Source organism: Flavobacterium sp. DSR3-2, from assembly GCF_049896525.1.
Taxonomy (GTDB): domain Bacteria; phylum Bacteroidota; class Bacteroidia; order Flavobacteriales; family Flavobacteriaceae; genus Flavobacterium.
In genome coordinates, this window is record NZ_JAFCUM010000007.1 from 51,713 (window position 1) to 67,001 (window position 15,289).

A 15,289-nucleotide genomic window follows, 5' to 3' on the forward strand; every position below is an offset into this window, starting at 1 on the left:
TATAACTACCTTCATTTTTATCTTTTTTATGAATTTAAATTTCTAAATACACATCGCCTGTCAATGGATGACTGCAACACAATAAATAATCGTCCTGCTCTAAATCTTTTCTTTCTTTTGGCAATCCTATCATCCGTATTTTACCTCCCTTCAACTTCCCCTTACAGGTACTGCAACTCCCGGTTTGACAAGAATAAGGCAATTCGATTCCTAAGTCTAAAGCCGCTTCTAAAACGCTTTTTCTCTTTTCTACTATAACTAAAGTTTCCTTTCCTTGAAAATTAATTTTTACTTCATGTGTAGTTATATCATCAAAATCTCTTGGATCTTTTACCAATTCAAAATCCTCAGAAAAGATGTTTTCTTTAGGACATTCTAAAAGAGCTAAAGCTCCTTTAATGGTATTTTTTAAATTAACTGGACCGCAAACATAATGCGCTGTTTTTTCAATAACTACATCTTTAAGTAAATCTAATATAAAGTCTTTCTTAATTCTACCACTTTTTACAAAATGATGATTTTTAACATGTATATATTGCGTAAGAAAATGCCATACTTTTAAATGATTTGGGTACTTTGAAACTAATTGATTAATCTCTTCTAAAAATATAGTCGATTCAAAATTTTTATTTCCATAGATTAGATTTACATTAACTAATGGATTTGAAATTAAAACTTCCTTGAGTATTGACATCAAAGGTGTGATCCCGCTACCGACACCCCAAAAATAAATTTGGTTAATACTCTCATTATTTACATGAACGAAGTCTCCCATTGGCTTCATCACCTCTACCATGTCTCCTACATGAATAGTATCATGGACGTGATTGGAAAAAATTCCATCCGGAATCCGCTTGATGGTCGTCTCTAATAATAAATCTACCAAAGGAGATGAAGAAAAAGAATAAGGTCGTGTATATTTTCTTCCATTAATTCGTAAAGATAAAGTCAGATACTGCCCAGCCTGATACTTAATTTTACGCAAGCCCGGCTGTTTGAAACAAAGTGTTATTGTGTCTTTTGTTTCTTTTCTAATCTCTTGAACTTTTAATGTAAAATTTTTCATTGCTATAAAACAAATAGGACTTGTTATATCATCTTTAATATCCGTCTCACAATCAATCCCAACGTCATCAAAAACATGGCCAATACGCCCCCCATTACAATCCCTTTTGCTTTACCTAACTTTTCTTTCGTCAAAGGCAAAATAGGTCGATCAATTACTTGAATTAATGGTGTTTCCTTGCGTAAAGTTACTTTAGCCAATTCAGTTTGTTTGACCAATTCAGTTAGTATCGCTGTGTTAGCTTGTACATCGACCTGTCTTCGGGCAGAAGGGGCACGGCGTGCATTCATGGCGGGATTCAAACTAAAGGTGTTATCATTGGCTACTGCCACACCAGTAATCGCTCCATTCAATTCGCGACGTATAGAATCCGTTTGCCGTTCCAGAATATCCATATTCTCGCGCGCTTTCTTGCTTTTTGTTGTGACATAAAAATCAGACACTTCTTTAACAAGAGATTCAATAAAATATTTAGAGAACAATTCATTAGTAGAAGACACATCAATAGTTATGATGGCTATTTTTTTATCTTTTTGTCCTACTGTCAATCCGGTTTTAGACAAATCTTGATACATTATCCCTAAGATACTGTCATGGACTCGGGTAAAATAGGTCCGCTTGGTTTCGGGTAAAAACTGGATGGTGGCAAATTTTGGCTTGTCATTCCATTTTTGCCTCCAGCCTTGATTTTGAATATACATTTCCGCCAAAGAAATGGTTTTTCCATCAACTATAACGGGCCCCAACAAAGTTTGCTCCACCATAACGCGAGACTTAAACAACTCCGTCAAATTCGAGCCGGTAAAAATACTTCCGCCGTCTCCGCCAAGGTCAATACCAAACGAACTCGCCAAACCTAAAGCACCCCCTAATCCGCCGCCACCTTTTTCATCTTCTAGTGCAAAAGTTAAGGTAGCAGTGTAAATGGGTTTCTTCCCGTAGGAATAAACTAATCCCAATCCTGCCCCCATAATCCCCGCCAAAATAATAATCTTCCACTGCCCAAGCAAATAAGAAAACCATCCCCTTCCTTTTTCAATAAGTTCTTTTAACGATATTTCGTCGTTAGTATTTTGTTCGTTCATTGTTTCAAGATTTTACGCTTGTATTTTATTAATTATTGAAATGTGCATTGTAAATGGTGTCAATAGAAGCCTATTACCTGTTTTCATTCGTCTCCCATGTTATCCTGAGTAAATCGAAGGAATGCTTGGCCCCTAAATATGGAACACTGAAAACTGAACACTGAACACTACTTAATAAGTGCTATAACTATCCCCGCCAAACTTGCTAACACACCGGCAATACTAACAAACTCCCCAGTACTCATTTTTTTGGTCTCAGGTTTTTCCGGCACTATAATTTGTGAACCGGGAGTGACTTTAGGATAGGATCGTATAAACAAAAATGAGTGTGCCACTGCCGCTTTCCCATTTGGATAAATGATGTAGGCCTTTTTTTTCCAACCTTTTGCATCAACACCTCCTGCGGCGTTCACGTAATAAATAAATCCTTTACCACCATCATAGGGAATCTCTGAAGTCAACAAGACATTTCCAGTAACTTTTACGCCTTCATTAAATGCTACCACTTCTATTTCATCGCCAGAAAATAGAGTGACATTGGTACTGCTATTTGGATTTTTCACAATTGCTTTCCAATCTACTGGAATGGTAGCATATTTCAAGTCCTCCTTTAATTTTTTTTCTAATTTGTCTTGAATACTATCTTGTTTACCTAAGTTCAGATTCACATTTTCCAAATCTTCTATTTGTTTGGCCTGAATAGGTCTTTTTATTCTCACTCCTTCAAGATTCGCAACGGAAGTCAATCCGCCTGCTCTTTGAATGACGTCATATACGCGATCTTTTTTGTTTGCCAACACATATTTTCCTGCATAATGTACAGCTCCCGTTACCGTCACCATCTCCGGTTTATCGTACACCGCCATTTTGCGGATATTCACCACATCAAAAGGAAGCAATGCAAAGTTTTTTGCCTGTTCGTTATTACCAGCAATAATTTCTATATTAAACAATTCTGCTTTATTGGGATTATTATCATCGATTTCCTCAGAAATGATCATTCGCGCGACCTCAACTCTTTTAGAAGCCGAACCGGTTAATCCACCAGCCTGAACTAATAAATCATTCAATGTCAAATTATCATAATATTGGTATACTCCCGGTTTTTTTATCTCACCATCAATGGTTATCTTGAAATCTTCTTCAAAATCCAAAATAGAATATACAGTGACAACGTCCTCCCTTTTTAGAGGAACATCAGCGTCCAAATTACCAGTCAGGGCTTGAGCTAAATTGACATTGACAATTTCTGTCGTCAGATCCGATTGCAATCGAATAATTCTCGCCCTATTGGTATACGCATCTTCTTTTAAACCATCCGCTTTACTGATTAAGTCAGAAACGCGCATCCCTTCATAAAAAGAATAGGTATCGGGTCTGAAAACAGCGCCTTCTATTTTAATTCGGTTTTCGAAGCGGTTTAAAATTTTTGAAACTCGGAACACATCTCCGGAAAGGGGCTTATAACTGTCAAATTCAGACTCCTTGATGTCCGTTACTTTAAATTCCTTATTTGTTTTTTGCAACACATTTACAGATGCAGTATAAGCAAATTCATTAAAACCGGAAGCAAAAGTAAGTAAGTTAGAAAAAGTTTCTTCTTTCTTCATTTCAAAAATTCCGGGACGTTTGACTTGTCCTTCTACAGTAACCCTTTGATTATAGGCTGGAATTCGGATGACGTCATTGTCTTTTAGCCCGACATTATCGGATTGGTCCCCATTTACAAGAAAACGATATAAATCGACATTGCGAGACACCACATTATTTCGCAACAACTCAATATTTCGGTAACTGCCATTCTTTCCCGGGCCACCACCCAAAAACAATGCATTATAAACGGTTGCTAAAGAAGAAATAGAATAATTTCCTGGCTGTTTGCTGCCTATAATCGTTACTCGGATGGTTCGGATTCGATTCAGACTGATACCGACTTGTGATTGCCCCGAGGCTACCGTACTGTAAACACGTGACATGGCTGCTTTTATTTTTTGAGTAGCCGCTTCAATAGTCATTCCTGAAACAGCAATTTGGCCTACATACTGAATGTTTACTTTGCCTTCCATTGTAACTGGCACTACTGCGTTAAATTCCTGCACGCCATATACGCTTACTTGCAATTCATCGCCAGGTCCTAAAACATAATTTACGGGAGTAGCTAATTTTAAATTAGGTTCAAAATTTAAAGTGGGAGTATCAAACAATTCAGATCCAAAAATTAAGGCATTTACAGTATCCTTAACTTTTATATTACTAATTTTCTCTTGCTTTCGGGTGAGCTCTTTAGAATCAACGGTACCATTTAAAGAACTGCTGCTGTCTGAATTGGAAGTCCCCGAAACAGTTTCCAAACGAATTCTTAGTTTACCAAATTCATTTGCTGACATTCCTTTTGATAATGCCAGCTGCTCCGCTTGAGCAACTGAAATATTGTTGGCTTGCAATTGATTTTTTAACTTGACAATATCCGCATTGGATAAATCATCGACTTGAATCGAACTTAAATCAGTGCCGACAAACAAATCCTGAGCCGAAACAGCAGAAGTATGGAGCATCAATAATACAAATACTGTTGCAATAAGTATTTTTTTCATAATTATTTTAAAGTTTTGAGACTAATAGTCGTGCTTGATAAGATGATATTGATGTTTTTAAAAATAGTTATTATTCGCCATAGGATACGGCTTCGCCACTGCAATCCACACAGCAGATTACCATCTTTTCAAAATTTTTACAAAGTTAAAGTAAAAATGAAGAAAAATCAATCGTTTCGGTAGGAAATGTACATCAAAAATTGATTTTTTAATTTACATTTTATTAACAATAACAAACTCACACATTTAATTGCGGCAAAAATAAAATTAATTGTATTAACATGACCAAAAACTGTGAATTCTATAACTAATCTACTTATTAAATAAAAAAAAGTTTACAAAAAAATAATTTGTAAACTTTTACTTAAAATTAAACTAAAACAATAAATTTATTAAATTAGAGTATTTTTTTATACCAGGGCTCTCTTTCAACTTTTACACCATAACCGTACCCATATCCATAACCTTTCGTAGAATCGGTATCATTAAGCAGTAAGCACATATTTGGTAATTTTTGTTCTTTATATAAGGTGTTGGCAATATTCAGCATTCGTTTCTCTAATACATTAGCACGAGCCACATAAATAAAACAATCCGCATATTTAGCAATTAATAACGTATCGGTTACTAAACTGACCGGAGCCGTATCAACTATTATATAATCGTATTGTTTTTTTACAATTTCAAAAAGTGTATCCACTTTCTTATTCATTAGCATCTCTGCAGGATTAGGAGGTATTACACCGGCAGGTAATACATGAAAATCATCAAATCCATCATATTTAACAATCAAATTTTCCAATACCAAATCTTTAGAAGACAAGTAATTGGTTAATCCACGATCTGGCAACGTGAAATATTCATCCAATCTTGGGTTTCTGATATCCATTCCTATCAACAATACTTTTTTACCGGAAAGCGCAAAAGTGGCAGCCAGATTGGCCGAAACAAAAGTCTTCCCTTCTTTTGGAAAAGTAGACGTCAAAAAAATAGTTTTGGCTATACCGTCGGGAACCCTACTGAGCATAAATTCCAAATTTGTTCGGACGATTCGCAACGCCTCTGCCGAACTACTGCGGCTTTCTGATTTTATGATTTCCGAAGGGCTACCGGATTTAGGCACATCGCCTATAAATGGAATTAATGTTTTGCCTTCTAAGTCCAAACGGCTTTTTATTTTCGTGTCCAATAAATCCATCAAGTAAATAATTCCAAATGGAACAAGAAGCCCTAATAATAATGCGGCTAAATAAATTATGTTTTTTTTCGGAGCCACCGGAATCTTTGATCCTTTGGCAGCATCAATCACTCTGGCATTGGGTTCTGTTGCTGACAGTGAAATAGCGGTCTCTTCCCTTTTTTGCAACAAATACAAATACAATTCCTCTTTTACTTTTTGTTGTCTGGCAATAACTCTAAACTGACGTTCCTGCACTGGTATTTTTCCCAATTTAGAATTCAAAAATCCTTCTTGACTGTTCAAATTTCTCTTTTGAATGCTTAAATTTGATTGCATGCGAGTCAGACTCGAAGCCACACTTGATTTTAAAGAGGAAAGTTGTTGGTCTATTTTAATAACAGTTGGATTAGCTTCGGTTGCCGATTTCATAATTCGGTTCCGATCTAAAACTAATTGATTGTACGAACCAATCATCTCTGTCGCTTCACCACTGACAATATTTGCAGGCAACAGGTCCGATTGTTTACTTTTTTTCATAAAGTCCAGCATCGAAGAAATAATATTCAATTGGATATCTGCTTCTACCCCTTTTTTATCATACTCGCTTGAACCTTCAATAAAAAGTTTCGCTTCCGTTTCGATATCCGTTAACTGATTCGTATTTTTAAAACTCTGAACATCCTGCTCGACACCCTCTAATTCTTCCGTAATTAATTTCAATCTGTTTGCAATAAATTTTGAAGTGTTTTCAGAAATTAAATTCTTATCCGCAACAGCATCTTCGTTATAGTTCTGCACCAAAACATTCAAGAAATCCTCCGCTTTGGTCAACACGGGATCAATTAACGAGATTTCAACGACACTGCTTGTTTTGCTTATTGGATTAACCTTTAATCTTGATCTGAAACTTTCCACTGTATTCTCAAGAGGAGAGTGTACGATTATAATTGTACTGTTATTGTTATCAATAGTATTTGACTTTGTAGCCGACTTATTAATAACCAAAGTACCGTACTTTGTTTTGATAGGCTGACCATACTTAAATACAGTGCTACTATCAAGTAAAATAATATTTTCAGATGATAAATCATCTAGCTCAAAGGTATTGGATGTCAATGCTACGTATTTAAACTGCATTTTATTTTCAAAAAAACCAGGCTTCTGATCAATAAAATTGACTATAATAGGGGAATTCTGGTATACTTCAGCTTTAATTACATTTCCTTCAATAATAAAAGCCGTATTCAAATTCAATTTTTTTACAACACTTTCAATTAATGTTCTTGATCTTAAAATTTCTACCTCATTGTCTAAGTTATTTTTAATACCGCCCCCTATACCCATATCAGCGAAAGCTGAAAGTTCAGAAAGCATCCCCCCCTTCTTTTCATCTTTTACCAAGATCGTAGTAGCAGCCTGATATTGCGGTGTGTAATATCTAAGATAAATGTATGCGATTAGTAAACTAACAAAAACGCCTAAAACAAACCATTTCCAGTGGGAAGCATACTGATCAACAATAGCTTTTAGTTGAAAATCCTGTTCTTGATTTTCATTTGACATGTTATTTTCCATTGAAACTATTTATTTTGAAGAGGTAATAATTAAGGTAATTAAAGTAATCAGCAAAGAGGAAACAGAAATAATTACCCCGGTGTTTGGTCCTACTGCTGCAGCATTGATTCTACTCTTATTGGGTTCTATATACACGACATCATTTTGTGCCAAATAGTAAAACGGAGAATTGATAAATTCCGTCTTGGTGATATCCACTCTATTATAGGATTTGACTCCATCAATTTCCCGAATGATTAAAATACTATTCCTTTTACCATAAATTGTCAGATCTCCTGCTTTACTCAAGGCTTCAATCAACGTAATTCTTTCGGAAGCAACATTATAGGTTCCAGGACTAGTAACTTCACCTTGAACCGAATATTTAAAATTCATGATACGAAGATTAATTATTGGATTTTTGATAAACACAGCAACTTTGTCTTGTAGGATTTTAAGAACTTCCGAACGCGTCAATCCGCTAATTTTTAACTTACCCAAAATTGGAAAATCTATAATCCCATTAACATCCACCAAATACAATTGTGTGGATTGTTGTCCCATGACATCTGGCCTATCAGGACTTGCTACGGATGAAGCTATTAAATTAAACGGCATCGCAATTTCAAGGTCTTCCGCAGAAACGATAATCATCAATAAATCATCGGGTTGTATTTTAATTTCATACGATGTTGATTTTTCTTGTGCTCCCAAAGTATCAATGTCTTGGTAATAAATGATGTCTTTTTTCGAAGTACAAGAGAACAATAACACTAAAAACAAAAATGGAATTGTTTTTTTTAGTAAAAAAAAGTATTTCATGTAATTTTATTTTTTAAAAAGGGCAAATATAAACATTAACCCGTTTGATCTAATTAGTTTTATTTAATATTTTTTGGACTATCCGTTACTACTAATAATGGGATCTAATTTGTCATTTCGACAAAGGAGAAATCACATAACGGTAGCAACTAATCAAATTTTTTCTTAGTCGAAATGATAGAACAGCTACATTTTATTCATAAAATTCAGTTTGTTACTAATCCCGAATATAGTCCTGAAATTTAATACTCAAATCGCGAAATTCCCTGCAAAGTTTGTCATTTCGAGCTACGAGAAATCAAATTTATAACCCGTTGGGTGCAATTATTTAAAAATAACATAAGTTGTTATTTTGTCATTCCGACAGAGGAGGAATCACATGATAGATTCACAAAATGCGATTTGCTTCGCTTATTCGCTGTCGCTCGAGTCAGGTTCCTCGAAATGACAAAATCAATAAGTATTAACTATACAATTTGTAACTTTTAATAATTAAATCTCATTACACCCAACTAATTCTTTACATTTTTCTACCAAGGTGTTTATAAATTAGTTCAATTGTCAGTTCGAGCGCAGTCGAGAACTATTGTTGCATCTCGACTGCGCTCGATGGGACAAAAAAAGTTGGACTAAAATACAATAGCTAATGGTATAAATCATAGCTTTATGTTTCCGAGAATTGGGCTATCCTAATCTTTTTTTATGTTTTAATCCAACATTTCATAGGTCGAATTCATACTTTTGAATTCAGGTACTATCTTCTTCATTTGAGTCACTATCGCATCATTGGCAAACAAATCTGCCAGACGAATCAATTCATTAATATCGATATGCAACGCCTCGAACTCTACTTGTATTTCTTGTGCAATCATAATTTTAGCATGATGCGTTGGAATCGACTTTGAAGTATCATTAAGCAACTCTTCATACAGTTTCTCTCCGGGTCTCAACCCAACAATATCAATTTTGATGTCTTTATCCGGAATGAATCCTGCCAATTTAATCATCTTTCGTGCCAAATCAATTATCTTGATTGGTTTACCCATATCAAAAATATAAATTTCACCGCCATCCCCCATAGCCCCCGCTTCCAAGACCAATTGACAAGCCTCGGGAATGGTCATAAAATAACGAATAATGTCTACATGAGTAATAGTAAGTGGGCCGCCTTCGGCGATTTGCTTGGTAAACAAAGGAACAACAGAACCATTGGAACCCAAAACATTTCCAAAACGAGTGGTAATGAATTTAGTAGCATGAGAATCCTTCTCTTTTTGTTCTTTCAATTGTAATGACTGCACATATTTTTCAGCTATTCGCTTACTGGCACCCATTACATTACTGGGGTTTACCGCTTTATCAGTAGACACCATTACAAATTTTTCTACGCCGTACAAACAAGCTAAATCAGCCAAATTTTTAGTCCCCTTTATATTGGTGAAAATTGCCTGACAAGGATTTTCTTCCATCAGCGGCACGTGTTTATAAGCAGCTGCATGAAAAACAACTTCGGGCTTATAAGATGCAAAAAGCGTATCCATTGCCTTTAGATTCCTAATATCCCCAATAACGGTTCGAATTTTGGCGCGGGTAATAATATTGTCCGTTTCTAATTTGAGATGGTGCAACGGCGTTTCAGCCTGATCCAATATTATAATTTTTTTAGGATCAAATAGCAAAACCTGTCTCACGATTTCACTCCCTATTGAACCGGCAGCTCCCGAAATCAATATCACTTTGCCTTTCAACTGATTTGAAATGGACTTGTTGTCCAATACAATTGGTTTTCTTTCTAGAAGATCTTCAATTTCAATGGTCTTTACTTTTTGGGAAATCTCTTTTTGATTTTCCCAATCAGATATTAAGGGTACGGTATAAACTTTGTAATTGTATTCCAAACACTGGTCTACAATGATAAGTTGTTCGTCTTTTGACAATCCCTTATCAGCAATGATAACGCCTTCCGCTGCTACCGAACGCATTAAAGCAGGCAACTTTTTCTTTTGCACTAAAATAGGAAGATCCAACATGCGTTTGGAAGCATTCTTATTTTTTTTATCGACAAATCCCACAATTTTAAAACGTGAAGGTGTTTCAAATTTTAACGCGTTAGCAACCGAAATTGCATTGGCATCGGTTCCGTAAATGACAGTTCGTATTAATTCTAAATTGCTCTTTTCCGAAAAATAAAGTTCAAATGTTTGCTTGACCACAACTCGATATAAAAACAAGCCGCAAAAAGACAAAACAATATTGATAAAAATAGCGGTATTCAAAAAGGCTTTTGTACCAAGGATAATCTCGTGTAAAAAATTAAAAGCAAGAAAAGCAATTAAAACGGCCGATTGTGAAAACAATAATTTAACCGCATCAATATTAGAAGAATGTCGGATAATTCCGGAATACGTGCGAAATAGCCAGAAAAAAAACAAATTTATTCCAAAAAAAGAACTGATGAAAATGATGGTATGAGGCGTCGTTATATAATCCAAACCAGTACCTCTAAAGAGAAGAAAAGTAAAAAAGAACGACAACAGCAAAACCATCAAATCAATGCCAACAATGATCCAGCGGGGCAAATAACCCAAATTATGAATATTCAATCTAAGGTTCTTTTTGAAAAAAACGTCAGTAACAAACTGTGCTGCTTTTTTATTTACAGGAGTACTCAAAGTAATTTATTTTTTTTTAAAGTGATACGTCTTGAATAATGAATAAGAATCAAATATAGGAAATAAAATAAAGTCTCAAACAAACACTTTTTTTACATACAAACGATAAAACACACTGACCGTATGTTGCAGAATTTAACAATGAGAAAATTGTCTTTAATTTACTTTTTTATTCTTACAAATTGTTAATAAGGCAGGATACTAAGTGATAATCGAAACAATTAGTTATCCCCGACGAGTGTAATTATGTAAAATTAATAATTTTAAAAAAGATATAAAAACACCAACCTCGACTTAAGTAACTGCCGGATCAAAACATAGAAAAAAGAATCGAATAACTCAATTCTGAGTCCATAAGGGTATGATTTACTATATAAAGTTAAACGTCTTAATAGAAATACTTAAAAACTATGATTCGATGTGTTTAAAAAATTAAATGTAGTGAGTTACAAGAATCACTAATAATAATAATAATAATAATAATAATAATAGAAAATAAACTATGCCTTCTGACCAAACAACTTGGCCAAAACACTCTGAATTCTATTCCTGTCTTCTTCTGTTAAATTGGAACCCGACGGCAGACAGAGTCCATTTTCAAACAGCGTTTCAGCCACTTTTTCTCCATAGTACGGATACTTTTTAAAAATAGGTTGCAAATGCATCGGTTTCCAAAGGGGTCGGGACTCAATATTTTCTGCTTCCAATGCCAATCGAATCGTTTCTCGGGTTATTTCATTGGATTTTTCAGGCTCTGTTAATATAGCACTTAACCAATAATTGGCAAAATAATCATCACTAGGTACGCTGAACAAAGTAATAGCTGATATATCATTAAAAAAAGCACCATAAAAATCATGCATAGCCCTGCGTTGACCAACATGTTCATCCAAAACTTCCATTTGGCCTCTACCAATACCGGCACAAACGTTACTCATGCGGTAATTATAACCTATTTCGCTATGCTGGTAGTGTGGTGCATCATCTCTGGATTGAGTAGCAAAAAAAATAGCCCTTTCTTTTAAAGCTACAGTAGGCATTACAATGGCTCCTCCTCCTGAAGTGGTAATGATTTTGTTTCCATTAAAGGACAAAACCCCAATATCTCCAAAAGTCCCACACTTCTTACCTTTATAGCTGCTGCCTAAAGCCTCGGCAGCATCTTCTAAAATGGGAATTGCATACGCATCGGCAACAGCTCGTATAGCTTCAATTTGGAACGGCACACCATACAGATGAACTGCTATAATGGCTTTAGGTTTCTTACCTTTCGCAATACGGTCTTTAATGGCTGCTTCCAAAGCTACTGGGCATAAATTCCAGGTATCCAATTCACTGTCAACAAAAACTGGAGTTGCCCCCTGATAAAAAATAGGATTAACCGAAGCAGAAAACGTCATACTTTGACAGATCACTTCATCACCCGAGGTAACACCCAATAAAACTAGTCCTAGGTGAATGGCTGCTGTACCAGAGCTTAAAACACCAACAGCAACTTCACCTTTAGATAAATATTTCTCCAAATCCTGTTCCAGCCCCGTAACATTAGGACCAAGTGGAGCTACCCAATTCGTATCAAAAGCTTCCTGTACAAACTTTTGCTCACTGCCGCCCATGTGGGGGGAAGAAAGCCATATTTTTGATTTATTCATTTTCTACGTTGTATTTTATAATTTTACCTGGATTCCCTACCACTACAGCGTAATCAGGAACATCACGAATGACTACTGATCCTGCACCTATGGTTGCCCATTTTCCAATTTTGATTCCTTGTATGACTGTTGCTCCAATTCCTAAATGTGTTCCTTCGCCTACTATGATATTACCTGCCAAAGTCACATTGGGTGAAACATGCACATAGTTAGCTATTTTGCAATCGTGTTCAATTACAGCCGCAGTATTGATTATACAATGCTGTCCAATGAACGCATCTGAATTTACTACCGCGCATGCCATAATAACTGTACCTTTGCCAATGATAGCGCGTTTGGAGACTATGGCTTGAGAATGTACGGCAATTGGATAAATGGCAGACAAATGGTCAACAATTTTTTTTCTAGTCCTGTTATTACCTACCGAAACAATAAACTGTTTATCCGAAAAAGTGCCAAAACTATTTGTGTTGAAAACAGGGATATCACAAAGCTCTTTCTGATTAGGATAATCATCAACTATTCCTTTAATCGTTAAATCTTGTGTAGAGGCTATAATGTCGATTATAACTTTACAATGCCCGCTGGCGCCAAATAAATAGATATCAATTTCCATAAAAACGTTCTGTCGTAGCTGTATTCTCTGTGTTTATTCCTTCTCTGACTAGTACTTTTTTAACGGTTAAAAATAATATTTTTAAGTCTAAAAATAAAGAGATATGATCCACATACCAAACATCATATTCAAATTTTTGTTTCCAGCTGATCGCATTCCGACCATTGACTTGAGCCCACCCTGTTATTCCGGGCGTGACGGCGTGACGCTTTTGTTGTTCAACATCATATAACGGCAAATATTCGGGCAGTAAAGGCCTGGGTCCAATCAGACTCATGTCACCTTTAATCACATTCAATAATTGAGGAATTTCATCCAAGGAGGTTTTGCGCACAAAGCTTCCCATTTTTGTCAATCGTTCGGCATCAGATAGCAGATTTCCGGCTAAATCTTTCTTGTCGTTCATCGTCTTGAACTTGATAATTTTGAAAACGGAGCCGTTTAATCCCGGACGTAATTGAAAAAAGAATGGTTTGCCTTCATTTGCAAAATATAAAGCAATTGTAACAAATACCAATAAAGGGCTCAACACCCCTAAGCCAAATAGGGCGAGCATAAAATCCAATATTCTTTTAAAAAAGAGTTTATACATTCTGCTTCATTTTTTTATATTCTACTAATCCCTTCACTTAACCAACATTGTTTTCTTCCATTTAGCCGTTCTAAGCACGTTAATGCGATTAAGAAATCTATTAATGATTGAATATAATATTATATATTTACTTACTTCTTTGAACTTCTTCCAAAAAACCTACAAACTTCTCGGCAAGATCATTTCTAGAAAAGTTATTTTCAGCCAATCTTCTGGAGTTCTGTCCGAATGCACGCGAAAGTTTCCGATCATCTGCTAATTTAATCAATGCATTTGCAAAAGCTTCCGCATTATTAGGCGACACCACAAGACCACAATTATTCTCTCGTATTATATCCGCCAACCAACCTGGATAATTATTTAAAACCGGTAAACCCGAAGAAATATAGTCAAAAAACTTATTTGGAGAAGTACCGTAATAAAACGCCGGCACATTCGCCAGAACCATCATTCCTATATCCGCATTAGCCAAAATTTTATTAAGCTTAGATTTTGGCATAGGATCATAAAACCGACAATTCGAGAGGTTTTCTTTCACTGCTCTAGCCACCAATTCTGGTTTCATTTTACCATCACCAATAAGTGCCAATACTATGTCCAACCTTCCTTTCTTCTTTAACTCCACTGCCGCGTCTAATACTGCATGCAATCCATTAGCGATACCGTGTGCCCCAGTAAATATTGCAACAGTATCAGTAGGTTTAATTCCGTCCAAAACAAGTTCAGCTCTAGTGCCAGGCACAAACAAATCTAAATCACAACCGTTAGGAATCAATGTGATTTTCTTGTTTTTTTGTGATCGTTTTGCAATTCCCTCACAAATACCGGGAGACAAACCAATACATGCATCTGCTTTGCTGTAAGTTAATTTCTCTAAGACACTCATACCCCAAAGAAGGAAAGGATTTTTCATCCCCAAAGCTTTGGGCAGCTCGGGCCAAAGATCACGCACTTCAAAAACGAATTTCTTCTTCTTACCAAACCATTTCATGAAGATTCCGGGTATCCCAGCGGTTAATGGGGTGGAAGTAGCAAATAAGATATCGTACTCCTCTTTAATTGCCACCCTAATTCCCAGTATACCAAACTTTATAAATATCCAAGCTCTTGTTGCTATACTATCATTATTCGAATAAGGTAAAGCTATTTGGATGACATCGATGCCGTCAACATCTCCTCGATATATTCCTTTCACATCAGTTCCTGCTAAATTTAGTTTAGCGTATTCACCGCAAACTACAGAAACGGTATGTCCCTTTTCTATTAAACGTTTTGCAAATTCATAAGAACGTGTAGCTCCACCAATAGCAGGAGTCGTAAAATGTTGGTGAAAATAAAGTACTTTCATATGTTGATATTATTGTTTTTGATCGGTCATATGTAATTCGCATATCATCATTAGTGTTTCCGACCAATTATCGGTTATGCTCATTTCATTGATTTAAAATAGTATTGA

General features: G+C 35.6%; 10 protein-coding genes. All 10 read right to left on the reverse strand.

Going from position 1 to position 15,289, the window contains the following annotated elements; translation table 11 throughout:
* Positions 1 to 34 precede the first annotated feature (34 nt).
* Positions 35 to 1,066: a flavin reductase family protein gene (locus ACP7AV_RS09940; protein ID WP_426091833.1), complete on the reverse strand. Its 1,032-nt coding sequence runs from the start codon at positions 1,064 to 1,066 to the stop codon at positions 35 to 37.
* A 23-nt stretch (positions 1,067 to 1,089) separates the two neighbouring features.
* Positions 1,090 to 2,151 (reverse strand): lipopolysaccharide biosynthesis protein, encoded by a 1,062-nt coding sequence (locus tag ACP7AV_RS09945; protein WP_426091834.1) that lies wholly within the window; start codon positions 2,149 to 2,151, stop codon positions 1,090 to 1,092.
* Between the two features lie 167 nt (positions 2,152 to 2,318).
* On the reverse strand, positions 2,319 to 4,745 hold the full coding sequence (locus ACP7AV_RS09950; RefSeq protein WP_426091835.1) for an SLBB domain-containing protein: 2,427 nt from the start codon (positions 4,743 to 4,745) through the stop codon (positions 2,319 to 2,321).
* A gap of 397 nt (positions 4,746 to 5,142) precedes the next feature.
* Positions 5,143 to 7,500, reverse strand: coding sequence for a GumC family protein (locus ACP7AV_RS09955; protein ID WP_426091836.1), 2,358 nt, complete (start codon positions 7,498 to 7,500; stop codon positions 5,143 to 5,145).
* 9 nt (positions 7,501 to 7,509) lie between these two features.
* Positions 7,510 to 8,301 carry a polysaccharide biosynthesis/export family protein gene (locus tag ACP7AV_RS09960; RefSeq protein ID WP_426091837.1) on the reverse strand — a complete coding sequence of 264 codons (792 nt, stop codon included), beginning with the start codon at positions 8,299 to 8,301 and terminating at the stop codon, positions 7,510 to 7,512.
* 707 nt (positions 8,302 to 9,008) lie between these two features.
* Entirely contained in the window at positions 9,009 to 10,904 is a 1,896-nt protein-coding gene (locus ACP7AV_RS09965) for a polysaccharide biosynthesis protein (protein WP_426091925.1), read from the reverse strand.
* Between the two features lie 569 nt (positions 10,905 to 11,473).
* A complete protein-coding gene (locus ACP7AV_RS09970; RefSeq protein ID WP_426091838.1) occupies positions 11,474 to 12,625 on the reverse strand; it encodes a DegT/DnrJ/EryC1/StrS family aminotransferase in 1,152 nt (383 codons plus the stop codon).
* The gene (locus ACP7AV_RS09975; protein ID WP_426091839.1) at positions 12,618 to 13,241 is read right to left on the reverse strand and encodes an acetyltransferase; all 624 of its coding nucleotides are present in this window, start codon (positions 13,239 to 13,241) and stop codon (positions 12,618 to 12,620) included. The genes ACP7AV_RS09970 and ACP7AV_RS09975 overlap by 8 nt, the downstream gene beginning before the upstream one ends.
* Complete coding sequence (locus ACP7AV_RS09980; RefSeq protein WP_426091840.1) at positions 13,231 to 13,833, reverse strand: sugar transferase; 603 nt, start codon at positions 13,831 to 13,833, stop codon at positions 13,231 to 13,233. Before ACP7AV_RS09980 ends, ACP7AV_RS09975 begins: the two co-directional genes overlap by 11 nt.
* A gap of 127 nt (positions 13,834 to 13,960) precedes the next feature.
* Positions 13,961 to 15,181 (reverse strand): glycosyltransferase family 4 protein, encoded by a 1,221-nt coding sequence (locus ACP7AV_RS09985; RefSeq protein ID WP_426091841.1) that lies wholly within the window; start codon positions 15,179 to 15,181, stop codon positions 13,961 to 13,963.
* Positions 15,182 to 15,289 lie beyond the last annotated feature (108 nt).

Coding starts and splice junctions, on each gene's coding strand:
- ACP7AV_RS09940 (WP_426091833.1), bottom strand. CDS start 1,066: ATGAAAAATTTTACATTAAAAGTTCAAGAGATTAGAAAAGAAACAAAA.
- ACP7AV_RS09945 (WP_426091834.1), bottom strand. CDS start 2,151: ATGAACGAACAAAATACTAACGACGAAATATCGTTAAAAGAACTTATT.
- ACP7AV_RS09950 (WP_426091835.1), bottom strand. CDS start 4,745: ATGAAAAAAATACTTATTGCAACAGTATTTGTATTATTGATGCTCCAT.
- ACP7AV_RS09955 (WP_426091836.1), bottom strand. CDS start 7,500: ATGGAAAATAACATGTCAAATGAAAATCAAGAACAGGATTTTCAACTA.
- ACP7AV_RS09960 (WP_426091837.1), bottom strand. CDS start 8,301: ATGAAATACTTTTTTTTACTAAAAAAAACAATTCCATTTTTGTTTTTA.
- ACP7AV_RS09970 (WP_426091838.1), bottom strand. CDS start 12,625: ATGAATAAATCAAAAATATGGCTTTCTTCCCCCCACATGGGCGGCAGT.
- ACP7AV_RS09975 (WP_426091839.1), bottom strand. CDS start 13,241: ATGGAAATTGATATCTATTTATTTGGCGCCAGCGGGCATTGTAAAGTT.
- ACP7AV_RS09980 (WP_426091840.1), bottom strand. CDS start 13,833: ATGTATAAACTCTTTTTTAAAAGAATATTGGATTTTATGCTCGCCCTA.
- ACP7AV_RS09985 (WP_426091841.1), bottom strand. CDS start 15,181: ATGAAAGTACTTTATTTTCACCAACATTTTACGACTCCTGCTATTGGT.